Source organism: Nonomuraea dietziae, assembly GCF_014195505.1.
Lineage (GTDB): Bacteria > Actinomycetota > Actinomycetes > Streptosporangiales > Streptosporangiaceae > Nonomuraea > Nonomuraea roseola.
Map to the genome: position 1 here is coordinate 8,531,001 of NZ_JACIBV010000001.1, position 22,733 is coordinate 8,553,733.

Genomic DNA, 22,733 nt, shown 5'->3' on the forward strand with positions numbered 1-22,733 from the left:
TGCTCAAGGGCGAGCGCTCTTCGGAGCCGTTACGCCGCCGTGTCGGTCGGCGTCTCGTAGCGGACGCCGGTGAGCCGCTCCGACAGCTCCCACAGGCGGCGCGCGGTGACGGTGTCGTGGATCGCCCTGTGCCCCTGACGGATCGTGGGCGCTCCCCTCAGCTCCAGGAGGCCGTCGGGGGCGACGTAGCTGCCGCCCGGCAGGTCCCGGGCGGTGGCCGCGTGCAGCGAGGTGCGCGCGCCGCCCTCGGTGGGCTGGAAGGTCAGGCGGACCAGCAGCCGGATGAGGCGCTGGTACACCGCGCCGCGACCGGCGTTGGCGCCTCCTGTCAGGACGTTGGTGCGGGTGAGGCCCGGCGCGACCGCCATGCTGCGCAGCGGCAGGCCCGCCGCCGTCATCCTGCGCTGCAGCTCGACGGCGAAGTAGAGGTTGGCCCTCTTGGACTGCACGTAGGCGAAGGGCGCGCTGTAGCCGCGCTCGGCGTTGAGATCGCTCAGGTCGAACCTGGCGAAGCGCTGTCCCTCGCTGCTGACCGTCACCACCCTGGCCTCCCCGCCGGCCAGAAGGTACGGCATCAGCAGCCCCGTCAGCGCGAACGTGCCCAGATGGTTGACGCCGAAGTGCGTCTCGAACCCGTCGGCCGTCCTGGAGAAGGGGACCATCGCCACGCCCGCGTTGTTGATCAGCAGGTCGAGCCGTCCCAGATCCCACCCGGCGGCGAAGGAGCGGACCGATTCCAGGCTGGACAGGTCGAGCCGGCGCAGCTCGGCCCGCGAGCCCGGCGCTTCGACGAGCAGGCGGTCGAGCGCGTCGCGCCCGCGTTCGGGGCTGCGGCAGGCCAGTACGACGTGGGCGCCGCGGCGGGCCAGCTCGCGGGCCGTGACGTAGCCGATGCCGCTGTTGGCGCCGGTCACCACGGCGATCCGCCCTGACTGGTCGGGAATGTGTGCGTGCACGAGAAAGCCCTCCTTTTGCAACTCCAAGTTGCGATAGCCTGATGGTGGCATTCTGTCCGGCTGTAACGCAACTTGGAGTTGCAATGGATTCTGAGTCCCACCGTCCCCGGCAGGTCGGGCGCGGCGCGAAAGTGCGTGACGCCGTGCACGCGGCGACGCTGGCCGAGCTGGTGGAGAAGGGTTACGCCGCGCTCACCGTCGAGGGCGTCGCGCTGCGGGCCGGGGTGCACAAGACGACGCTCTACCGGCGGTGGGCGGACAGGGAGAGCCTGGTCGCCGACGCCCTGGCCGATCTGTCGGCGATGGACGTGCCCATCCCCGACACCGGGTCGATCGAAAGCGATCTGCGGGAGCTCGCTCGCTCGCTGGTGCGTATGATGACGGCGCCGAAGGGGCGGGCCCTGCTGGCCGCGATGTTCTCGGGAGCCGCGGACGTCCCCGGTGTCGCCGAGGCGAGGCGGCAGGTCTTCGACGACAGGTTCAGGAGGGCCGAGCCGGTGGTCGCCCGCGCGGTCGAGCGGGGCGAGCTGCCCGAGGGGACCGACCCCTCCGAATTGCTCAAGGCCCTCGCCGCGCCCGTGTACTTCCGGCTGCTGGTCACCGGCGACCCCGTCGACGAGATCACCGCCGAGCGGGCGGCCCTGCTCGCCCTGGCGGCGGCGCGCGCGGGTGCGCTGCGCCGCCGCTGACGGGTGCCCTGGCCGCCGGGCTGTGCTTCGGTTCTCAGTCGCGCGGGTTCCAGTCGTCGGTGTCCACGTCGAGGTCGAGCTCTTCGGCGATGTCACCCCAGCCGGTGAACTTGAAGTTCGTGTTCTCCCTGTCGGGCACGGCCGGCGTGTTGGCGCCGTCGTGCGCGACGAACAGGCCCTCGTCGAAGTCGCCCATGGGGACGTTCAGCACAGTCGATCCGTCGCTGTTCTCGACGCCGTCGATGCCGTCGTCCTGTCCGATCCTGAACTGCCTGAGATGCGCGTTGGTGCCCTCCCTGCGGTAGACGGCGAAGGTGCTGTCACCCTGGCTGGAGGCGATCAGGTAGCCCTTGCCGTCCTCCCGGTAGTAGATCGTGAGGCCCTCGGCGTCCGCGCTCAGGTGCCGGCCTCCGTAGCCGGGGTCGGCGCCGGGGGTGCACTCCTCGGTCTCTGGGTCGTAGCTACCGGGGACGCCGTACTCCCGCACCTTGTCCATCAGCACCGGGGTTCCGGTGAGGTCCGCCCGCATGCGCCAGATGCCGACGTCCTCCTGCGCCGCGTAGAGGACGTCCCTCTCCTGGTCCACGACCATGCCCTCGACCTGCGCCAGCTCGTCGGGCTCCATGCAGGGGGTCCAGGTCTGCCCGTTCGGGAGAGTGAACGACGCGGGCAGGTCCAGCGTCCTGACCAGCTGGTAGCCGACCGTGCCGCCTGGCCCCGGCAGGAGCTTGACCAGGCCGACCGAGGTCCTGTGGCGACGGCTGACCAGCGCGTAGGTGCCGGTGGAGTCCTTCCACGTGGTCAGGCCGTACGCCGTCTGCGCCTCGTTGACCTCCTGCTGGGTGGCGTTGAACACGAACGGCGCCGCGGGGTCGGTCACGTCGGTAAGGCGGCCGTCCGAGATGGCGTAGATCCGGAGGATGTCCCGCCCGCGATCGGAGACGACCGCGAGGTCTCGCCCGCCGAAGCCGTAGGTGACGTCGACGTTGTTGAACCGTCCCGGCTCGTCGTCGGGGCCGGGGGCCGCGGGGGCGGGGAAGTGCTGGAGCTGCCGACCGTCGAGGTCGTAGACGAACAGGCCGCCCTCCTTCGCTGTGGTGATCACCACGCTCTTGCCGGACTGTGACGGGTGCAGCCAGATCGCCGGGTCGTCGCCGTTGGCGTTGTGCCCCGCCTCGTCGTCGAACAGGGCGGGGGTCTCCACCTCCGGGTCCACGGAGGGGAGGTCGTGACTCATGGCGGGGGTCGCCATCCCTCCGATCAGCGAGAACGTCACGACCGTCAGGACGAGTCTGGACAGGGGACGCATGGCGCCTCCTCGTATGGGGGGTGGACCTTCTCAACGAACGTAACCGCGGATTTTCCCCGATGCAATAGGACATCCTTATGTCAGGACATCTTCTCAAAGTCTGGCGAGAGCCAGCGCCACCACCTCGGCGACGGCTCCTTCCGAGCAGGCTCCGACCACGACGTCGGCCGCCTTCCTGACCTCCGGGTGACCGTCACCGACCGCGACCCCGAGCCCGGCTGTCGTGATCATGTCGATGTCGTTGGGGTTGTCACCGATCGCCGCGATCTCCTCCAGCGGGACGCCGCGGGCCGCGGCCAGCTCGCGAAGCGCGCTTCCCTTGGACGCGCCCTCGGGCAGCACCTCCAGATAGGTCGGCTCGGACCGGACCGTGACGGTTCCCGGGATGTCGGGAGCGGGAAACGGATCGCCGATCAGCATGCACTTGGTGATCTCTGCGGGCGGCAGCGCCGCCCAGTCGCCGGGATCGCGCAGCGCGATCCCGTCGCGCCGGGCGTAGTCTCGCAGTCCGGCCACGTCGTGCACGGCCAGGGCCTCGCCGCCGCAGAACACCACCGGGTGGACGCCCTCGGGGAGCGCGCCGAACAGGTCGAGCAGCGCCTTCCACGCGTCCACCGGCAGGTGGCGGGCGCGCAGCACATCTCCCGTGGCGAGGTTCACCGTCCTGGCGCCGTTGTAGAGGATCGTCGCCCCGTCGAGACCCAGCTCGTCGTAGTAGCGGCGGGCCGAGCGCTCCATCCGCCCGGTGGCGATGACCACCTCTCCGCCCGTGGCTCGGAAGCGGCGCAGCGCCTGCCTGCTGGCGGGCACCATGGCCAGGTCACGCCCCACGAGCGTGCCGTCCAGGTCGGTGACGATCCAGCGGATCACGCGGTCCTCCTCTCCGCGTGGACCTCGGCCATCACGGAGCCGTCGAGGTCGAAGCCGCCGACGCAGGCGAGGTAGCCGCCCGCTGTGAAGAGGCTGCCGGACAGCGGGATGTAGACGCCTCCCGCCTGCTCCACCAGGAGTGAGCCTGCTGCCACGTCCCAGGCGTTGACGTATGTCCCGTAGGCGACATCCGACCAGCCTGCGGCGACGTGCGCCAGCTTCAGTGCCGCGCTTCCAGGGCGGCGGGTCGTGGCGAAGGCGTTGACCATCCGGGCGAAGCGGTGCAGCGCCGCCTCGCCCTCCGCCGCCAGGTCGCGAGGGGTGGGATAGCTCGACAGCAGCACCGCCTCCCGGTCCGTGCGCGCACCGGTGCTGCGCAGCGGCTCGCCGTTGCAGAACGCGCCGCCCAGCGAGGCGGTGAACTCGTCGTCGCGAACCGGGTCGTAGACGACGCCGGCCACGACCGCGCCGTCCACCGCCGCCGCGATGGAGGTGCAGAAGAACGGCAGACCGGCGGCGAAGTTCGCCGTGCCGTCGATGGGGTCGACGTACCAGCTGATGTCGCCCTCGCCCTTGCTGCCCTCCTCCTCTCCCACGACGACGCTGCCCGGGCAGCGGGCGGTCAGGACCTCCCTGATGCGCTCCTCGGCGGCCAGGTCGTGCTTGGTCACCGGGTCGTGGAAGTCGCGCTTGGTGCGGATGTCCGGCCTGGAGCGGAAGGCGGTTCGCAACTCCTGGCCGACCGCTCGTGCCGCCTCGACCGCGATGGCGGTCAGCTCGCGTGAGGTGGTCAGGTCCATCTCTCCTCCAGGAGGCTCAGCAGGCCATGGGGATCCTCGACGGTCGCCTGAGGGCTCTGGCGCACCTTGTAAGGGATCTTCTCGGTGCTCCGGGAGACCATCAGGACGGTGGCTCCCACCCGGGCGCGGGCGCCGCACACCACGTCGCGGTCGTAGGTGTCGCCGACGTACCAGACCTGGGCGGGATCGACGCCGAGCGCTCGGCAGGCGATCCAGATCATCTCCGGGTTGGGCTTGCGAACGCCGACCTCGTCGCTGTAGACCTGCACCGCCACCTGGCGGTCGAGCCCGGTGCCGGCCAGGTAGTCCCTGTGCACCGTGCCGCACAGCGCGTTGCTGACGACCGCGGGCGTGACGCCGTGCGCCCAGCAGGCGGCAAGGAGATCCTCCGTCCCCGCCCTGAGCTTGCGTTCGCTGCGCAGTTCGCCCATCCGCCTGCAGAGCGCTGTCGCCTCGGCGCTCACCAGCCAGCGGGCCTGGTCCGGCCAGTCGGCTGCCACGAAGTCGGCCCAGAACCTGCGGTGCGTCATCTCCTCTGGGGCGGGCTGACGGGACGTGGAGTCCTTCCAGTAGCCGTCGGCGCGGGCGCCGGCCCGGATGTCGCTCTCGATCTCCTCGAGCGCGAGGCCGTCGAATCCGGCCCTGCCGAGGAGGTCGCGCACCTCCGCGGCGAGCTCGGCCGCCCACGTCTGGCGCTTGACAGCATCCACGATCACGCCGCCGAAGTCCAGGAGCAGCGCCTTGGGCCCGATCACGCGCCCACCCCCCGCGTGTCCCAGGCCGAGATCCTGCCGCCGTCCTCGCCGAACAGGTGCATGTGCTCGGTCCAGCAGGTCAGCATGTCGCCGGGGGCGGCGAGGACCGGCGTGTAGGAGAGCGCGTACAGCTCCGTCTCGAGGACGCGCAGCCGTACGGTCCAGGAGGAGCCGGCGGGCAGCACGGCCTCGACCGTGGCCTCCTCGCGCCACGCGGATGCATGCGGGGCGCCGAGATGGAGCGCTTCGGGCCTGATGCCGACGGCGGCGGGGGCGCACCCCTCGGCGCGGGATTTCACGAAGTGCAGCAGGGAGGCGGCCAGGCCGGTGGGAGCGGGACCGACGTCGACGATCGCCATCGGCGGGCTGCCGACGAACGCGGCGACGAACCTGTTGGCGGGTCTGGCGTACAGGTCCATCGGGGCGGCCACCTGCTGCAGCTCGCCGTCCTTCATGACCGCGACGTCGGTGGCCATGGTGAGGGCTTCCAGCTGGTCGTGCGTGACGAAGACGATCGTCGCTCCCGACTCCTCGTGGATGCGCTTGAGCTCGGCCCGCATCTCCAGCCGCAGCTGGGCGTCGAGGTTGGACAGCGGCTCGTCGAGCAGGAGCACGCCGGGGTTGATCGCCAGCATCCTGGCCAGTGCCACCCGCTGCTGCTGGCCGCCGGACAGCTGGGAGGGGTAGCGGTCTATGGCGTCGTCGACGTGGACCATCTTCAGCGCGGCTTCGGCCCTCGACCGCCTGTCAGGCGCGGGGACCTTGCGCATGCGCAGGCCGAACTCGACGTTGTCGCGGACCGACAGGTGCGGCCAGAGCGCGTAGTTCTGGAAGACCAGCCCCATCCCGCGCCTCTCCGGCGGGACGTAGAGGCCCTGCTCGACGGAGTCGAGGACCCTGTCCGCGACGGCGATGGTGCCGGCGGTCGGCTGCTCGAGACCGGCGATCATCCGTAACGTGGTGGTCTTGCCGCAGCCGGAGGGGCCGAGCAGGCACATGAACGCGCCGTCGGGGACGGTGAGATCGAGGTCTTTCACCGCGTAGTCGCCTCCGCCGTAGCTCTTGGCGACTGCGCTGAGGGTGATGGTCGGCATCTATCCTCCTAGGCCGGACGCCAGGCTGCTCTTGGTCAGACGCTGGGTCAGGTAGGTCATGGTGAAGGAGATCAACGCGATCATGAGCACGACCGCGTTGGCGAGCTGGGTGTAGCCGTAGTCCACGAGACCGATCGACAGGGTGGTGAGCAGCTGTGTCCCGGTCGTGGTCAGCATGATCACGATGCTGAGCTCCTTGAGCCCGGAGACGAACGGCAGCACGATCCCGGTGACGAGAGCGCCCTTCTGGATCGGGAAGATGATCCGCCGCATCCGCTGCCACCAGGAGGCGCCGGCGATCTGCGCGGCCTCCTCAGGTTCGCGGCCGAGTTGCATCATCGCCGCGATGCCCGAGCGTGAGCTGTAGGGCAGGTGCGTCACGGCCATCACCAGGATCAGCAGGAACGTCGTTCCGTACAGGGCGGGCATGGGCCCCCTGGCGACGGCGAACAGTGACAGCGAGGCGGCCGCGAAGGCGATGCCGGGGATGAGGTAGGGCAGGAAGGAGACCTGGCGCAGGAAGGCGGCCACACGTGGAGCCGTTCCCCGCACCACGACGTAGCCGATCAGCAGGCCCGCGATCGCGCAGATCAGCGAGGCCAGGCCGACGATGCGCAGCGAGTTCCACGCCGCCTCCCACAGCTCAGGACCGCGCAGGACACCGTGGGGGAAGCCGACCGCGCCGGGCAGCCGCTCGGCGATCCAGTAGTCGAGGGTGAAGGTGGAAAGGTCGAGAGGAGTACGGGTGACGGTGGACAGCAGCAGCGTGAGCACCGGCACCACGACGCTCACCGCGAAGGCGAGCAGACCGAACGCGAAGGCGGGCCAGCGCCAGCGGCGCAGGTCGCCCAGCCGGTCCATCGCGCCCCTGCCGCCCACCGTGACGAACCGGCGATGCTCGCGCATCATCCGGGTGTCGGCGAGGACGATCAGTACTCCGATGACCACGATGACGGTGGTGAGCACGGAGGCCACGCCCGTGCTGCGGTCGCGGATCGCTTGGAAGAGCCCGGTGGACAGCACCCGGTAGTCCGCAGGAAGGCCGAGGACGTACGGCGTGCCGAACGTGCCGAGTACCCGGCCGACCACCAGCAGCACGGCGGAGGACAGCGCGGGAAGCATCAGCGGTATCACGATCCGCCGGATGACGGTGCGCTGCGGGGCGCCGAGAATGCGCGCGGAGTCCTCCAGCTGCGCGTCGATGCGGCGCAGCGCGTTGCCCACGAGGAGCAGCACGAACGGGTAGTAGTGCAGTCCCAGGGTGATGATGATCGGCAGCGCCCCGTAGGCGAGCCAGTCGGGCGTCCGGATGCCCTGGGCCTGGAGGAAGCCGACCTGTCCGCCCGCGCGCTCGTTCTTGAACAGCGAGAGCCAGGCCAGGGAGAAGGTCCACGACGGCAGCATGTAGGGGACCACCAGCGCGCCGGCCAGCCACCGGCGCCCGGGCATGTTGGTCCTGGTCACCAGCCACGCCGTACCGCCGCCGAGCACCAGCGCGAACAGCGTGGTGCCGACCGCGATCACCAACGTGTTGAGCAGCGGCTCCCAGAACAGCAGGCCGCTGATCTGGGAGCGGAAGACGCGCCACAGGTAGTAGCCGGTCCATTCGCCGGGCTGCTGCCCGGCGTGCACGCCGTCGCCGTACTGCAGGCGGAAGGCGTCGGACAGGACCGCGACCAGCGGCGCCACGACGAGGTAGGCGAGCAGGACGAGGAGGATCAGTCCGAGCGCCGCGGTCGGATCGTGGCGCAGCACGCGCAGCCGGTAGACCAGCCGGCGCCGTCTGGGCGGGGCAGGTGGCCGCTCCGCCGGTCGCCTGGTGTTGACAGCCATGAGGACTTCCTTCGGGGGGTTGACGAGGACCGCCGCAGTGCGAGGCCCGTCGGCATCGGATGGCTTCGTGCGAACATTCGGTGGCTCTCCCGGCGCTCAGTGGCTTCGTTTGAGCATCGCGTCGGCGAGCACGTCGGCGGCCTCCCCCAGCCGGCGCCCCACGGCGTCGAGGCGCGACAGCAGCTCCCTTTCGCGCAGGGTGTCCATCTCCAGCGAGCCGGCGAACAGCTCGGTGAGCCGCGCCTGGTAGAGCTGCCGGACCCGGCTGCAGGACTTGCGCGTGGCCAGGACGGCCACGGTGACCGAGCCTGGATCGTCGAGCATCTTCGCCACCGCGCTCTCCAGCTCGTCGAGGCCGTCGATCACGGCCAGCAGCGGCTCGACTGCGAAGGTGAGGTCCCGCGGTCCGAACAGGTCGCTCTCGCGCACGTAGTCGCGCAGGTGGTCCAGGACGTCGTCGATCGAGCGGGAGAGCCTGAACAGGTCCTCCCTGTCGATGGGGGTGGCCAGTACCCGCCGCAGAGCTCGCACGAGTTCGGCCCGCGCGGCGTCGCCCTCGTGCTCGACCACCGTCATCCGGGTGCGCGCGGCCGAGCGCCCGGTGGCGCCGAACGCCGTCGAGTGGGCCAGGACGGCTCCCGCCCTCGCGACGGCGACCTGGCCGCGCACCAGGTCGACCACCCGCCGTCCCGACCGGCCCCGCAGATCGTCCCAGGCTCGCACCAACCGCCGGCCGCGGCGGCCCGTGCGGCTCACAGCAGCCTCAGCCCGAGGCCGGCCAGACAGCCCAGCGCCATCGACGACGGCAGTGTGAGCAGCCATGCCGCGCCCATGTTCAGCACGCCCTGCCAACGCACCTTCCTCGCTCCTTCACTGGTCGCCACGCCGACGACTCCGGCGGTGATGGACTGGGTCATGCTCACCGGACTGCCCAGCGCCGAACTGCTCAGGACGGCGGCGGTGGCCGCCGTCTCCGCCGAGACCACGTGCAGCGGCCTGGTGAGGACCAGGCCACGGCCCAGCCGCTCCCCGACGCGGTTCAGGCTGGTCATGGAGCCGGACAGGAACAGCAGGGTGAGAGCGGCCATCCACGCCGGCGGGACCTCGACAGGCCCGACCGCCCCCAGCCCGTCGCGGCCCACGCCGACCGCGACGCTCACCACCGCGACCATCTTCTGGCCGTCGTTCAGCGCGTAGGCCACGCACTGCGCGGTGTAGGCCAGTAGATGGGCGGCGAGCACGAGCCCCGGCATCCGGCGGCAGGACGGCACCCGCCGCGACATGACCCCCAGCAGGTAGCCCAGGACCAGCCCGACCAGGGGCGCCCCGGCTCCGACGGCCAGGACCGCGCCCACGCTCGACCACGACACCGGCAGCCCCGCGCCGAGCCCCGCGCCGGTGATGCCGCCGATCACGGCGAGGGTCAGGCTGGTGGGCAGTCCTCTGCCGGTCAGGGCAGCGACCACGGCCACCGCGACCAGCACACCGGCCAGGAACGCCATCGCGCCGCCGCTGGTGCCCAGCCCCGCGAGCCGCGCGGTGAAGGTCCGCGCCACCGAGACCCCCAGCACGTACGGGCCGGCGAGGAGCGTCGCCATGAGGATGGCGGTGACGGCCCACCCCGGTGAGTGGGGGAACCTCAGCCCGAGACCGATGAGGGTGGCTCCGTCGTTGGCTCCACTGATCAGCACGAAGAGGACCGCCACGGCGGCGAACGCCAGCGTCCACTCCATCAGCGGGAGAGCCGCCGGTCGGGCATGGTGTGCTCGGGGGCAGGGGGTGAGCGGCGGGGATGAAGGGCGTCGATGTGACCGAGGCCGAGTAAGCCCACAGGCATGATGTCTCCTCGTCCTGAGGCCTTCAGTTCTAGATGAACGAATGATGAACAGTCAATGGTTTGTCCTGACATAAGGACGATATGCAGCCTGCTATTTCAGTAGGTAAGTATGTCTTGACAAATCGTTCATCTGGCGTTCATCGTTGAGCGCACTGCGGTGCCGGATCCGGGGCTCTGGGCGGCGCAGACGACCCCGAGAGGCAAGAGGAGTGACGCCATCGTGAGGCGTACCCGGAAACTCATCCCTGCGGCGCTGCTGGCGCTGGCCGCCGCAGCGTGCGCACCCTCCACCGGCGCCGACGTGACGGCGGGAACGAAGGCGGCCGCGCCGCTGCCCGGCGCCTCGATCGACGCGAACTTCAGCCTGGACGCGCTGGTGGCCGCCGCGAAGAAGGAGGGCAGCCTCACCGTCTACGACTCCAGCGGAGACATCGAGGAGGTCGCCAAGGCCTTCACCGAGAAGTACGGCATCGCGATGGAGGGGGTGAAGTCCGACACCCCGCAGACCGCCGAGAAGATGCTCAGGGAGCACGCCGCCGACAACGTCACCATCGACGCGGCGATGTACGAGGACGGCGGCGTCCTGGTGGGCCAGCTGATCCCGCAGGGCGTGGCGAAGACGTGGGTGCCCGCCGACCTGAAGGAGCAGATCCCGGCCGAGAACCACAATCCGCTGCTCGCCCTGTCGAAGGCGACGATCTTCGCCTACAACACCAAGCTCTCACCCGACGGCTGCCCGGTGAAGAACGTGTGGGACCTGACCGAGCCGGAGTGGGCCGGCAAGCTGGTGATGCAGGACCCGCTGGGCAAACCCACCGTGCTGTCGTTCCTCACCCAGCTGGACGCCCACGGCAACCAGGCGCTGGAGCAGGCCTATCAGACCAAGTACGGAAAGGCCCTGGAGACCAAGGAGAAGAGCGCCGCCTACGAGTGGATCAAGCGGCTCTCGGGCAACAAGCCGGTGCTGACCGGGTCCGACGAGGACATCTCGGGTGCCGTCGGCGCGCCGAGCGCCACCGAGAAGAAGATCGGCTTCATGTCGATCTCGAAGTTCCGCAACAACGAGGACAAGGGGTACGCCCAGTCGGCGTGCGAGGGGATGCAGCCGTTCGTCGGCTTCAGCTACCCGAAGTACGTCGCGATCGCGGCCAAGAGCAGGCATCCCAACGCCGCCAAGCTGTACGTGCACTTCATCATGACCGAGGAGGGCGTCAAGCACGAGATCGGCGAGGGCGGCATCTCGGGCAACGCCACCGTCAAGCCGCTGGTCACCCCGCCAGGCCTGTCCGACTGGAAGGGCCAGCTCTTCCACACCGATCCCAAGGGCCTGCTCGGAGACCTGCAGAACCGCCAGACCGTCTCCGACTTCTGGCGCCTCAACCACGGCTGAGCGCCGAGGGCGAAGCAGGCGCGCGGCCAGGTCGGCGGCCGCGCGCCCAGACGTGGAGGGGCGAGATCAGTCGGCGATCAGACGGTGACCTCCGCCGCCCCTGAGCGTGAGGCGGTGGTCGAACTCGCGCTGGCGGCGCACCACGTACGCGCCGGGCGTGAACCCCGTCGCGCCGTGCTCGGGGTGCAGGAGGTAGACGGGCGTGCTGTTGTGGAAGACGCCGAGCGCGAGCCGGAAGGTGTCGCGCACGTCGGTCGTCCACGTGCAGGTCCCAGGGTCGGCGACCAGGCTGTGCGGATTGCCTCCCGCCGCGCCGCGCAACAGTTCGAGCCCGGTGGCGGGCACGTCCTGCCAGCGCGCCAGGTCCCTGACGGTGACGGCGGCGCCGACCAGCCGCAGCGGGACGACGAGGAGGTCACCCTGGGCCTGGATCCCTTCGATGACGGGGATGGCGACCTGCCGCTCCAGATGCTCCAGTACGGCCAGGCCGGTGCGGTCGGACAGGGTGGCGAGGTTGACGGTCATGGGTTCTCCTTCCGGGTGCGTCGGGTTCGGGTGCGCGGGTTCCGTGTGCGTCGGGTTCGGGTGCGTTCGGTTCGGGTGCGCGGGTTCCGTGTGCGTCGGGTTCATGTGCGCCGGGCCAGCTGGGCGTAGTGGTCGGTGGACAGGCCGTAGGTCCATGCGGCGGCCGCGACGGGGTCGTCCAGGTGGCCGGGGACCCCGAGGCCGTAGCGCCGCCGCCGGCCGTCCCGCTCCACCGAGCCGTTGGTGGCGAGCAGGACACGGGCGCGGCGGCCCCACACCGTGCCGGGTAGGTCGTACAGCAGCAGGTCGAAGCCGGGATTGCCGGGGTCGCGCGCGGTCGCGACCAGGCGCAGCCCCGCCTGCTCGATGTAGGCCTCCCAGCCGAGGCGCTCGATCGCGCAGCGCCGTACCTCGATGTTCGGCTCCTGGGCGATCCTGTCGGGGGTCGGGTCGGCGATCACCCACCACGGCACCCTGGTGCCGCGCCAGGCGTGCACGCTCCAGCCGTCGGCGTACGCCACGGCAGGGCCCTGCTCGCTGTGCAGGCGCTGTTCCTCGGTTCTCACCGAGACCGGCCGCAGGGAGACCACGCACAGCTCCTCCATGGGCCACCACCAGCCGCAGGAGCGGGCCAGCGTCGCCCACAGGTCGAGCTGCCCGTTCAGGCCCCTGAAGGTGCGGCCGCCGATCCGCCGCCAGGCGTCGTAGTGGGCGATCCAGTACGCGTCGTGCTGGCCGTACCAGGTCAGCCTTTCGGCCAGCGGGAGCGCCAGCCGCAGGGGCGTGCAGACGCCGTCCCTGACGAAGTCGCGCAGCGGGTCGCGCACCTCGGCGTCGAGGGGGTCGGGCTCTCCCTGCCCCCACGCCAGCGCCCACGGATGGCCCACCCGCCGGTCGAGCGCCTCGCGCAGCTCGGAGCCGAGCGTGGCCAGGCGTGACGCGATCGAGAGGGTCTTGACGAACTCGCGCATCGGGATGCCGGCGGGAACGAACTCCATCGCGGCGTTCGGGGAGCCGACCCAGAGGAAGCGCGGCGCGGGCCGTCCGGCTCGTTCGTACAGTTCGGAGATCGCGGCCTCGGCGGCCGTCTGGTCGGCGGGCAGCGTCGACAACGCCCAGCCCAGCCATTCGTCACGGATGTCGGCGGCCTCCAGCCGCCGGGGGACGCTCACAGAGCGCGGGCGACATCGCCCCTTTCAGTGATCATGCCTAAGAGGATGACAGCTCCCGCGCCCTCGCCGCAAGAGGCCCCCGCCGTGCGCCGGCGACACGGGTCGCGGTCCTCCATGGGTGAGGAGACGTCAGGCGAGCACGCCGTTGATCGCGAGGGCGAGCAGGCGGTCGGCCTCGGCCGCGCCGCCAGGCTCCTGCTCGGTGGCCAGCGAGATGGCGCTGACGAGCTTGAGCAGATCGACGATCGCGACGCCTTCGCGTACGGCGTGCGCCCGGCGCGCGCGCTCCAGCAGCTCGCCGCCGGCGTTCACGATCATCGTGTGGCAGTTGGCGCCCATCGCCGGGTCGCTTCCCAGCAGTGACGCGGCCAGCCCGCGGTTGGCCGCCGCATGCGTGCCCACGGCTCGCAGCCACGCGACCAGCGCGGGAGCCGGGTCCAGCTGCGCGCCCAGCTCGCCCGCCTTCGCGCAGAGGGCCTCCACCCTGCCGCTGAAGACGGCCTCCAGCAGCGACTGGCGGGAGGGGAAGTGCCTGTGCAGGGTGGCCGAGCCGACCCCCGCGTGCCGGGCGATCTCCTCGAGGGACGCCTCCGCTCCGTGCTCGGCGATCGCCGTCTCGGCCGCGGCGAGGATCCGGTCGCGGTTGCGGCGCGCGTCCGCGCGCATCGGCCGTCCGGCCTGCGCGGCTGTGGCATCTGGGGACATCGGCTCTCCACTGGGCTTGCTAAACGGGGTGGCCCTCCATATCTTAGCGAAGGCACAAATGGGGGCCCACCCCGTTTACGAGAAGGGCGTGATCATGGAGAAGACCATCGTCGTCGTCGGCGCGACCGGGCTGCAGGGCGGCGTCGTGGCGAGGCAGCTGCTGGCGGACGGCCGGCGGGTACGGGCGGTGACCCGCGACCCCGCGGGCGCCCCTGCGCGGGCCCTGGCCGAGGCGGGAGCGGAGGTCGTACGCGCCGAGATGGGCGACCTCGCCTCCCTGGTCGCAGCGGCCGAAGGCGCCTACGGCCTGTTCAGCGTCCAGCCCACCGTCGGCTCGCCGGGCACCCCGCCAGGCTTCACCGCCGAGGACGAGGTCCGATGGGGCGTCAACGTGGCCGAGGCGGCGCGCACCGCCGGCGTCAGGCACCTCGTCTACGCCTCGGTGGCGGGTGCGGGCCGCCACGCCGACGAGGTGCTGCCGCGCAACGTGCTGAGCAAGGCGCGCATCGAGCGGCGCATCGCCGAGCTCGGCCTACCTGCGACGATCCTGCGCCCCGTCTCCTTCATGGAGAACTACGCCGGCGGGTACCACCTGCGCGACGGCGCCGTGGCGACCGCGTTCGCGCCCGACGTCCCTCAGCAGATCATGGCGGTCGACGACGTCGGCGTGTTCGCCGCTCTGGCCTTCGCCCGCCCGGCGGAGTGGATCGGCAGGGCCGTCGACCTGGCGGGGGACGAGCTGACCCCACGGCGGATCGCCGAGGCGATCGGGGAGGCGATCGGGCGGCCGGTGCCGTACGTGCGGGTGCCGATCGAGGCGATCAGGCAGTACGGCGAGGACTTCGCCTTCGCCTACGAGTGGCTCAACGAGCGAGGATGGAGAGCCGACATCGCGGCCGCTCGGCGGCTCCACCCCGGCCTGACGGACCTGCGCGCGTGGCTCGCCGGGGGAGGCGCGGCCGAGATCGAGGCGTTCTTCGCCGCCGAGCGCGCGACGAGGCAGCACGCGTGAGAGGCGAAGGGCCCGCTCTCGGGTGCGCGGGAATCTGGGCGGGCGACCTGGACAGCTGCTCCGTGGCGGATGTACGCGAGGCGGCGGCGGCGATCGAGGACGCCGGCTACGGAGCGCTGTGGTTCCCCGAGACGACAGGGCGCGAGGCCATGGCGCAGGCGGGGATCCTGCTGTCCGCCACCCGGCGGATCGTGGTGGCGGCGGGCGCCGCCGACATCTACGCGCGCGACGCGGTGACCACCGCGGCCGGGCAGCGCACCCACGACGAGGCCTTTCCCGGACGCTTCCTGCTCGGGCTCTGGGAGAGCCACCCCAGCCTCGCCGAAGACGTCCGCGGCCATCGCTTCGGCTCGCCGTGCGAGACCATGCGCGCCTACCTGGACGCGATGGACGCGGCCTCCGCCGGGCCGCCGCCGACCGGGGCCCTGCCGCGCCGCGTGCTCGCCGCGCTGGGCCCCGACCTGCTCGCTCTCGCCCGCGAGAGGGCGTGGGGCGCGCATCCGCTGGGCATGCCGGTGGAGCACACCAGGAACGCCAGGGCCGTCCTCGGGCCCGACGCGCTGCTGGCGGTCACCCAGCTCGTCATCCTGGATCCCGGCCGCTCCGGCTCCGCCGACCTGGCCAGGTCGTACGCCGCCGCACTCCTGCCCAACCGGCGCGACCTGCTGGAAGGTCTCGGCTTCGAGGACGTCGACGCCCTCGGCGACCGGCTGGTCGACGCGCTGGTGGTGCGAGGGCCCGCCGGCGACATCGCTCATCGCGTGCAGGAGCACCTCGACGCGGGGGCCGACCACGTGGCGCTCTTCGTCCTCACGGACACCCCGGCGATCCCGCCCGTCCGGCAGTGGCGCGCGCTCGCGCCGGCCGTCCTGGGCTGAGGCCCCGGATATTCGGTCGCCGTCGCCGCGCGGGCTCGTCAGACTGGCCGGATGGATCGGACGGTGACGGCATGGGTGACCTCGGGTGACGACTACCTCGGCGTCGTCGGGCCCTTCGCGGTGGACGTGGCGTGGTGGTCGGAGGTCGAGCCGGTCGTCACGCACGTGCGAGGGGTGCTCGGGGTCGAGGTGGCGGTGCTGCGCCTGCTCCGCGTCGACGGCGGGGGAGGCGGCCGCGACGGTCATGTGACCTACCACGTCGAGGCGCTCCAGCGGCCAGCGCCAGGGCTGCTGGAGCCGGTCCCCGTCGACGGGTCCGCGTTGACGGGGCAGGAGGAGCTGCGTTCGCCATGGGCCAGGGCGTTGGGGCTGCGGGAGGCGCTCGGCTGGGCCTCGGACACGCTGGCCGCCGCGGGCCGTCCGGTGACGGGGCCGATCAGGCAGCGCAAGACCTGGAACCTGGCGGGGCTGTTCCGCCTGCCCACCGATCAGGGCCAGGTCTGGCTGAAGACCACCCCTCACTTCGCCGCCGACGAGGCCATGGTCATCGGCGCCTTCTCGCGGCTCGACCCCGGCCTGGCGCCCGGAGTCGTGGCGTCAGGGCCGAACAGGCTCCTGCTCGAACACCTGCCGGGCCAGGACTGCTGGGACGCGCCTGCCCCGATCATCAGCAGTGCGGTGACCCGCCTGGTCGCCGCGCAGGCCGCACTCGCCCGTCAGGCGGACGGCCTGGCGCCCCGCCTGCGGGACCTGCGCGGGCCCGTCATCGCCGACCGGGTCCTCGACCTCCTCGACGGCGCGGCCGGTCGCGAGCTGACCGGCGAGGAGGTGGCGGCCGCGCGGCGGCTGGCGGGACGGTGGCCCCTCCTCGAGGGATGCGGCCTGCCCGACACGGTCGTGCACGGCGACTTCCACCCGGGCAACTGGCGCAGCGACGGCGGCCCGCCGGTCGTGCTCGACTTCGCCGACGCGCACCTCGGCAACCCGGTGCTGGACGGGCTGAGAGTCCGTGACTTCCTGCCCGCGGCCGAAGGGGCCCGCGCCGCGAAGGCGTGGGCCGAGGCCTGGAGGTCCCACGTGCCTGGCTGCGAGCCCGAGTCGGCGCTGAGCATCGCCGAGCCGCTGGCCCACCTGGCCTACGCGGTGCGCTACCAGGAGTTCCTCGACGGCATCGAACCCTCCGAGCGGATCTACCACCGCGGCGACCCCGCCGCAGCCATCCGCGCCGCCCTGCGCTGCGCGGCCGGATGACCGGGACCCGCCACCGCTGATCGCTGCACGGTCGGCGGCGGTCGCCGCCACGACGAGGGCGCCACGGTCGCGGCTGCAACCGCGCCCTCATCAAAAAGCCAAAGAGTTCTTTGACACCTCCATATGTCAAAGCTATCTTTGGCATATGGAGATCACCGATCCACGGGCCATGCGCGCACTGGCCCATCCCCTGCGGCTGGACCTCATCGACCTGCTCGGCCGCATCGGGCCGGCCACGGCGGCGGTCTGCGCCAGGCACCTCGGCTCGACCCAGGCCTCGTGCTCCTTCCACCTGCGCCAGCTCGCCAAGTACGGCTACGTCGTCCAGGCCGAGAGCGAGGACCAGCGCGAACGGCCATGGCGGGTCGCGGACCTGCGGCAGTCCTGGTCGGCGAGCGAGGGCGGCATCGCGGCGGCTGAGCTGGAGCGGGTCTTCGTCGAGCGCGAGGCCGTCAGGCTCCTCGACTGGTCCCAAGCCCGTCCCGAGGCTCCCGAGGAGTGGCGCTCGGCGGCGTTCCTGAGCGGCGTCACCGCGCCTCTGACCGCCAGGGAGCTCGACGAGGTCGGTGAGCGGCTTCTCGAGGTGCTGGCGCCGTACATCGCGCGCACCACCGGTCAGGCGTCCGTCCCAGAGGACGCCAGATTCGTCCGGATCCTGTTGACCGGCACCCCCCTGCCCGAAGACTCGTGAGAGGCCGGACGTGACAGCGCTCCGCAACCCGCTCTGCCGAAGGCTCCTGGCCGGCGACGCCGTCTCCAGCTTCGGCAGCAGCGCGCTCTACCTCTCCCTCGGCATCTGGGCCAAGGACCTGACCGGCTCCGACTCCGCCGCGGGGCTGGTCTTCCTCTGCCTCGCCTTACCCGGACTGTTCTCTCCGCTGTACGGCCACGCCGTGGACCGCGTCCGCCGCAAGCCGCTGCTCATCGCGATGAACGCGGTGACGGCCCTCCTCGTGCTGCCCCTGACCCTGATCGACTCCGGCGCCGAGCTCTGGATCCTCTACGCCGTGGCCCTCGCCTACGGGGTCGCGTTCTCGGTCCCCGCCTACGGCGCCCTGCTGAAGGACATCCTTCCCTCGGCCGAGGCCGCGAGCGCCCGCGCCGCTCTGATCACGGTACGGCAGGGCGTCCGCATCGCCTCCCCCATCGTCGGCGCCGCCGTCTACCAGGGCTACGGCGGAGGAACGCTCGCCGTCGTGACAGCGGCGACCATCGTGGCGGGGATCGCGTTCCTCCTGACGATCAAGGTCGTGGAGTCCGAGCCCGAGCCCGCAGGCCGGCCCTTCCTCGCCGCCGTCACCGCGGGATTCAGGTACCTGTGGAGCGTGCCGCTCCTGCTCAGGCTGACGCTCGCCGAGACGATCTTCATGGCGACGGCGGGCCTGATGGACACCGCGGTGTTCGCGGCCATCGACCGCGGCCTCGGACAGCCCGCCGCCTTCTTCGGAGTCCTCACCACCGTCCAGGGCGCGGGCTCGGTCGTCGGCGGCGCGCTGGCGGGCCTGCTGGTCAACCGGCTCGGCGAGGCTCGTGGCTCGAGTGTCGGCTACGCGGTCTTCGCCGTGGGCGCCATGGCCTTCCTGGTGCCGTCTCTCCCTCTCTTCCTCGCCGGGGCCATGATCTACGGCCTGGCCATCCCCCTCTTCAGCGTCGCCCTCGGTACCGCCCAGCACCTGTACGTCCCCGCCAGGCTCCAGGGGCGCGTCGGCGCGGCCTGCGGCATGCTCTCCAACCTGACCCAATCCGTCTCCATCACCACCGGCGCGGCCCTGGCCGGCGTCGTCGACTACCGCGTGATGTACGGGGTCATCGTCGTGACGGGGCTGGCGTGCGCCGCGTTCATCGTCCTGCGCCCCGCGCCGACGCCCGATGTCACCCCTTCCGTCGCCGACGCGGCCCTCGCTGCTGCATGATCCTGTCCATGACCGAACAGGACCTCCTCGCCGCGACCCGCACCGCCTACGACGCCGTCGCCGCGCGATACGCCGAGTCCATCCCTGAGCGTTACCGTTCCAGCCCGCTGCACCACGGGATGATCGGCGTCTTCGCCGAGCTGGTCACGGCCTTCGGCGACGGCGACGGTCTGGTGGCGGACGTGGGGTGCGGCCCCGGCCACGTCACCGCGCACCTGCGCTCCCTCGGCGTCACCGCGTTCGGTGTCGACCTGTCGCCCGAGATGATCGCGATCGCCCGCGACGCCCACCCCGAGCTGCGTTTCGAGGTCGGGCTGATGGAGGCGCTCCAGGTGGAGGACGCCTCCCTGGCGGGGGTGCTCGCCAACTACTCGATCATCCACACCCCGCCCGAGCGGCTCCCGGTCATGCTCGCCGAGTTCGGCCGCGTACTGTCGCCCGGTGCCCACCTGCTGCTCGGCTTCCCCGCCTACGACGGCCCGGTCGAGCCGGCCGAGGCGTACGATCACGCCACATTCCCCGCCTACCGGTACTCACCCGACCGCGTCGCCGAGCTGCTTCTCGCGGCCGGGCTCACCGAGGTGGCCCGGCTGGTCGTCGCGCCGGGGGAGGACCCCAAGCGGGGCTTTCCCGGGGCCTTTCTCCTCGCCCGCAGGGTGTGAAGGGCGGCTGGTGCCGGGCGCCGTCAGATGCGGGGCCGAAGGGTGCGCCGGACGGCGACGCCGCCGAGCGCGAAGGCGGGAAGCAGCAGGATTCCCGCTTCCATCCATTGGAAGCGCCAGAACCTGCTCGCGGGATGGAACAGCTGAACCTGCCGATAGCCGTGGTCGAAGGAGCACGCGGCGTACGCCTTGGTCGTCTCGTCTATGCCACAGGGGACGGCGAGCGCGAGCTGCCGATCGTCGGAGGTGCGCTTCATGCCGTTCCTGTCAGTCCAGTAGCTCTCCACCACCATGGCGGTGTCCGGTACGAGATCACTTCCGGCGGCGGTGGTCTGCACGAACCGCTCAGGCGTCGCGTAGAGGCGCGGGGCCGAGAGGAGCCCGAAGAACGCCAGCGCGCACACCGCCAGGGTCACCGCCATCGCCGGCAGCGTCCGCCTGATCAGCGCGCCCGCGGCCACGCCGAGCACGAATGCCGACAGCCACCACGCCGCGGGGCCGATGCCGACCAGGCGGAACCAGTTGGTGTTGAAGAAGTTGACGGGAAAGGCGGAGCTGTCGAAAACGGCCAGCCACGCGCCGACGATGGCGCCCAGCGCCAGCCCGCCCAGCGTGACCGCGGCGCCGAGCCCGCCCACCTTGGCGATCAGCCAGCGCCGCCGCGTCACCGACTGGGTCCAGGTCAGCTGATCCGTACCGTGCTCGAACTCCCTGGCCAGCAGGGGAGCGCCCCAGAAGGCGCCGATCATCGCCGGAGCCAGCAGCGGAAGCCACCCGACGACATCACCCACCGCCCACATCCACTCCATCATCCCCGCGGTGTAACCAGCGCAGGCGGCGCGATAGTCCGACGCGCAGTCGGCCGGGGGAGGGTTCCTGGCGTCGAATCCGGCCGCGCCCAGACCGTTCACCAGCAGGAGCGCGCCGAGTACGGCCAGCAGTGCCACGGTGACCAGCAATTGCATGCGATGCTGCCGCCAGGTGAGCCACAACACGTCGATGTCTCCTCAGTGATCAGGAACGGGTCAGGGTCGGGCGGGGCAGCACGGCGGCGTCGGGGCGGCGCAGATAGGCCAGCACCAGTTCCTCCAGACCCACGCCGCGGGCCTCCCAACGCGGGTCGAGCAGCGGCGCTCCCGTACCGGTGCGGGCCAGCAGGGCCGCGTGCCGTTCGGTACGGCTGTCGCTGATCACCGGCGTCCTGGCCGCCATCCCGTCGGCGAGCCCGACGGGACCGGACAGCAGGTGGTGGGTGGAGAGCAACTCGTCGATCTCGCCGCTGACCTGCACCTGACCGCGATTGAGCACCACCAGCCAGTCGCAGGTGTCGTTCAGGTCGGACACCACGTGGGAGGAGAGCACGACGGTCATCCGGGTCTCGGCGACCGCCGTCATCAAGGAGCGCATGATGTCGTGTCTGGCCACCGGGTCGAGGTTGGCCAGGGGCTCGTCCATGACCAGCAGGTCAGGTCGCTTGGCCACGGCGACGGTCAGCGCGACCTGCGCCTGCTGGCCTCCCGATAGCCTGCCGACCTTGCGGCGCAACGGAATGTCGAGCTCCGCCAGCCGCTGCCGGGCCAGGGCGTCGTCCCACCCGGGGTTGAGCCGCCGTCCGAAGCGGAGCATCTCGGCGACGGTGAAGCCGTCGTAGAGGGGTTTGTCCTGAGCGAGGAACGCCACCCGCGCGAGGGCGGCCGCCCGTTGCCCGACCGGTTCGCCGAAGACGCGCACGCTCCCTTGAGTGGCCTCGATCAGGCCGACGGCCAGGCGCAGGAACGTGGACTTGCCCGCGCCGTTCGGTCCGACCAGCGCGACCACCCGGCCCGCGGGGATGGACAGCGAGCAGTCGCGTAACGCCCAGGTGCCCCGGTACCGCTTGGCCAGCCCCGTGGCCTCCAGGGCCGTCCCGCCCTGCAGGGGCGCGGTGAACTCACCTGTCATGCGATGTCCTCCCGGAGGGAATCGGTGAGAACGGAGGTGAACAGCGCCTGCATGTCCTCGTGGTCGAGGCCCGCCTCGCGGCAGCCGCGCACCCATCGAGCGAGATCGCGGCGGTGCGCGGTGTGGTCGGCCGTGACCCCGCCGCCCAGGGACCGCTGCACGAACGTGCCGAGCCCGGGCCGGCCGGCGACCAGGCCCTCACGCTCCAGCTCGCGGTAGGCCTTGGCCACCGTGTTCGGATTGATCGCGAGGTCGGCGACGACCTCTTTGATCGTCGGAAGCTGATCGCCCGGCATGAGCACACCCAGCCGCAGCGCCTGTTTGACCTGATGCACGAGCTGGAGGTAGGTCGCCACACCAGAGCCAGGATCGAGGCGGAGGTTGATCACCACCATACCCTTTCACTATTGGAATAGTAAAAGGGTATGGACGTGAGCGATCTTCGTCAACCTGGCGCGGATGATCGACCGTGGTGCGGGCCGCCGGTGGATCACCGTCGACAGGGCGGACGGCACGGCCTGCCCCTCCTTCAGGCAGGTGGCCTCATCTGCACGCCGTACTTGCCGGCTGCCGCGACGAGCCTGTCCACATCGGGCGGCGAGTCGGACGGAGGCGGCAGTTCCCGTGACGGCGCCCGCTCGCCCACCTCGGCGAAGAACTCGTCGAGCCCGCCTGGCAGGTACACGAACAGCACGCGGGCCGTGCTGGTGGGCTCGAAGGTCTCCAACGTCCCTTCGGGAATGTAGACGAAGGAGTCAGGGCCTGCCTCCACCGACTCCTCGCCGATCTGCAGGCGCACCGTCCCCTCCAGGACGTAGGCGATCTCGCCGCCCGCGTGCGTGTGCGGGGGCGGGCCCGACCCCGGAGGGAGGGTCATGTGCATGACCGTGACGCTGCCGTTCGTTTCGCTGCTTGCCGCTTTGACCTCGTAAAGGCCGCCGAGCACCCAGAAGGCGTCCCCTTCGCCCGGCTTGCGCACGACTACCTTGTTCGCCATCGCCGGCCCCCTTTGTCCAGCTATCCCCTCTCTCCACCTGACCAGGCACAACGCGTCCCCGTCAAGGTGTGGACCCCTCACTTTGCCCGAGCGCCTGCCTTCCAGGTGAGAGGGGTTACTCATGCCTGGGGGGCGAGCAAGAGG

24 protein-coding genes are annotated in these 22,733 nt (G+C 71.3%); 8 read left to right on the forward strand and 16 right to left on the reverse strand.

Annotated elements, in window-relative coordinates; genetic code table 11:
• Positions 1–29: 29 nt before the first annotated feature.
• Complete coding sequence (locus FHR33_RS40570) at positions 30–956, reverse strand: oxidoreductase (RefSeq protein WP_312895961.1); 927 nt, start codon at positions 954–956, stop codon at positions 30–32.
• Positions 957–1,039: 83 nt separating this feature from the next.
• Between FHR33_RS40570 and FHR33_RS40575 the strand changes: the two genes are divergently transcribed.
• Positions 1,040–1,645 carry a TetR/AcrR family transcriptional regulator gene (locus tag FHR33_RS40575; RefSeq protein WP_221241436.1) on the forward strand — a complete coding sequence of 202 codons (606 nt, stop codon included), beginning with the start codon at positions 1,040–1,042 and terminating at the stop codon, positions 1,643–1,645.
• A gap of 34 nt (positions 1,646–1,679) precedes the next feature.
• Here FHR33_RS40575 and FHR33_RS40580 read toward each other — a convergent pair whose 3' ends face one another.
• The 8 genes from FHR33_RS40580 to FHR33_RS40615 all read right to left on the reverse strand — a co-directional run bounded on the left by FHR33_RS40580 (position 1,680) and on the right by FHR33_RS40615 (position 10,039).
• On the reverse strand, positions 1,680–2,954 hold the full coding sequence (locus FHR33_RS40580) for a phytase (RefSeq protein ID WP_183659353.1): 1,275 nt from the start codon (positions 2,952–2,954) through the stop codon (positions 1,680–1,682).
• A 93-nt stretch (positions 2,955–3,047) separates the two neighbouring features.
• On the reverse strand, positions 3,048–3,824 hold the full coding sequence (locus FHR33_RS40585) for a Cof-type HAD-IIB family hydrolase (protein ID WP_183659355.1): 777 nt from the start codon (positions 3,822–3,824) through the stop codon (positions 3,048–3,050).
• Positions 3,821–4,624, reverse strand: a complete 804-nt coding sequence (locus FHR33_RS40590; RefSeq protein ID WP_183659356.1) for an inositol monophosphatase family protein — start codon at positions 4,622–4,624, stop codon at positions 3,821–3,823. Before FHR33_RS40590 ends, FHR33_RS40585 begins: the two co-directional genes overlap by 4 nt.
• Positions 4,615–5,379: an HAD family hydrolase gene (locus tag FHR33_RS40595; RefSeq protein WP_183659358.1), complete on the reverse strand. Its 765-nt coding sequence runs from the start codon at positions 5,377–5,379 to the stop codon at positions 4,615–4,617. Before FHR33_RS40595 ends, FHR33_RS40590 begins: the two co-directional genes overlap by 10 nt.
• Entirely contained in the window at positions 5,376–6,473 is a 1,098-nt protein-coding gene (locus FHR33_RS40600; RefSeq protein WP_183659360.1) for an ABC transporter ATP-binding protein, read from the reverse strand. The genes FHR33_RS40595 and FHR33_RS40600 overlap by 4 nt, the downstream gene beginning before the upstream one ends.
• Positions 6,474–8,306: an ABC transporter permease gene (locus tag FHR33_RS40605; protein WP_183659362.1), complete on the reverse strand. Its 1,833-nt coding sequence runs from the start codon at positions 8,304–8,306 to the stop codon at positions 6,474–6,476.
• A 96-nt stretch (positions 8,307–8,402) separates the two neighbouring features.
• The gene (locus FHR33_RS40610) at positions 8,403–9,062 is read right to left on the reverse strand and encodes a DUF47 domain-containing protein (RefSeq protein WP_221241437.1); all 660 of its coding nucleotides are present in this window, start codon (positions 9,060–9,062) and stop codon (positions 8,403–8,405) included.
• A complete protein-coding gene (locus FHR33_RS40615) occupies positions 9,059–10,039 on the reverse strand; it encodes an inorganic phosphate transporter (protein WP_183659365.1) in 981 nt (326 codons plus the stop codon). The genes FHR33_RS40610 and FHR33_RS40615 overlap by 4 nt, the downstream gene beginning before the upstream one ends.
• 324 nt (positions 10,040–10,363) lie before the next feature.
• On the opposite strand from FHR33_RS40615, the gene FHR33_RS40620 reads away from it, so the two are divergent.
• Entirely contained in the window at positions 10,364–11,533 is a 1,170-nt protein-coding gene (locus FHR33_RS40620) for an ABC transporter substrate-binding protein (RefSeq protein WP_183659367.1), read from the forward strand.
• 66 nt (positions 11,534–11,599) lie between these two features.
• Here FHR33_RS40620 and FHR33_RS40625 read toward each other — a convergent pair whose 3' ends face one another.
• The 3 genes from FHR33_RS40625 to FHR33_RS40635 form a co-directional block, all read right to left on the reverse strand.
• Entirely contained in the window at positions 11,600–12,058 is a 459-nt protein-coding gene (locus FHR33_RS40625; RefSeq protein ID WP_183659369.1) for a DUF8820 family protein, read from the reverse strand.
• Positions 12,059–12,159: 101 nt separating this feature from the next.
• Positions 12,160–13,230 carry a DUF6745 domain-containing protein gene (locus tag FHR33_RS40630; protein ID WP_183659371.1) on the reverse strand — a complete coding sequence of 357 codons (1,071 nt, stop codon included), beginning with the start codon at positions 13,228–13,230 and terminating at the stop codon, positions 12,160–12,162.
• A gap of 129 nt (positions 13,231–13,359) precedes the next feature.
• On the reverse strand, positions 13,360–13,935 hold the full coding sequence (locus FHR33_RS40635; protein WP_246452331.1) for a TetR/AcrR family transcriptional regulator: 576 nt from the start codon (positions 13,933–13,935) through the stop codon (positions 13,360–13,362).
• A gap of 94 nt (positions 13,936–14,029) precedes the next feature.
• Here FHR33_RS40635 and FHR33_RS40640 point away from each other — a divergent pair, with 94 nt between their 5' ends.
• The 6 genes from FHR33_RS40640 (at position 14,030) to FHR33_RS40665 (ending at position 19,651) form a co-directional block, all read left to right on the forward strand.
• On the forward strand, positions 14,030–14,947 hold the full coding sequence (locus tag FHR33_RS40640; RefSeq protein ID WP_183659373.1) for an NmrA/HSCARG family protein: 918 nt from the start codon (positions 14,030–14,032) through the stop codon (positions 14,945–14,947).
• Positions 14,944–15,825 carry a TIGR03620 family F420-dependent LLM class oxidoreductase gene (locus tag FHR33_RS40645; protein WP_312895962.1) on the forward strand — a complete coding sequence of 294 codons (882 nt, stop codon included), beginning with the start codon at positions 14,944–14,946 and terminating at the stop codon, positions 15,823–15,825. Before FHR33_RS40640 ends, FHR33_RS40645 begins: the two co-directional genes overlap by 4 nt.
• A 51-nt stretch (positions 15,826–15,876) precedes the next feature.
• A complete protein-coding gene (locus tag FHR33_RS40650; RefSeq protein ID WP_183659375.1) occupies positions 15,877–17,076 on the forward strand; it encodes a phosphotransferase in 1,200 nt (399 codons plus the stop codon).
• A gap of 145 nt (positions 17,077–17,221) precedes the next feature.
• Complete coding sequence (locus FHR33_RS40655; RefSeq protein WP_183659377.1) at positions 17,222–17,767, forward strand: ArsR/SmtB family transcription factor; 546 nt, start codon at positions 17,222–17,224, stop codon at positions 17,765–17,767.
• Between the two features lie 10 nt (positions 17,768–17,777).
• Complete coding sequence (locus tag FHR33_RS40660) at positions 17,778–18,989, forward strand: MFS transporter (RefSeq protein WP_183659379.1); 1,212 nt, start codon at positions 17,778–17,780, stop codon at positions 18,987–18,989.
• Between the two features lie 8 nt (positions 18,990–18,997).
• Positions 18,998–19,651, forward strand: coding sequence for a class I SAM-dependent DNA methyltransferase (locus FHR33_RS40665; RefSeq protein WP_183659382.1), 654 nt, complete (start codon positions 18,998–19,000; stop codon positions 19,649–19,651).
• A gap of 23 nt (positions 19,652–19,674) precedes the next feature.
• Here the strand turns inward: FHR33_RS40665 and FHR33_RS40670 are convergent, their stop codons facing one another.
• The 4 genes from FHR33_RS40670 to FHR33_RS40685 form a co-directional block, all read right to left on the reverse strand.
• A complete protein-coding gene (locus tag FHR33_RS40670) occupies positions 19,675–20,646 on the reverse strand; it encodes an ABC transporter permease (RefSeq protein ID WP_183659384.1) in 972 nt (323 codons plus the stop codon).
• Positions 20,647–20,665: 19 nt separating this feature from the next.
• A complete protein-coding gene (locus FHR33_RS40675; RefSeq protein WP_183659385.1) occupies positions 20,666–21,592 on the reverse strand; it encodes an ABC transporter ATP-binding protein in 927 nt (308 codons plus the stop codon).
• A complete protein-coding gene (locus FHR33_RS40680) occupies positions 21,589–21,948 on the reverse strand; it encodes a GntR family transcriptional regulator (protein ID WP_312895963.1) in 360 nt (119 codons plus the stop codon). Before FHR33_RS40680 ends, FHR33_RS40675 begins: the two co-directional genes overlap by 4 nt.
• Positions 21,949–22,121: 173 nt before the next feature.
• On the reverse strand, positions 22,122–22,589 hold the full coding sequence (locus FHR33_RS40685; RefSeq protein WP_183659388.1) for a cupin domain-containing protein: 468 nt from the start codon (positions 22,587–22,589) through the stop codon (positions 22,122–22,124).
• Positions 22,590–22,733 lie beyond the last annotated feature (144 nt).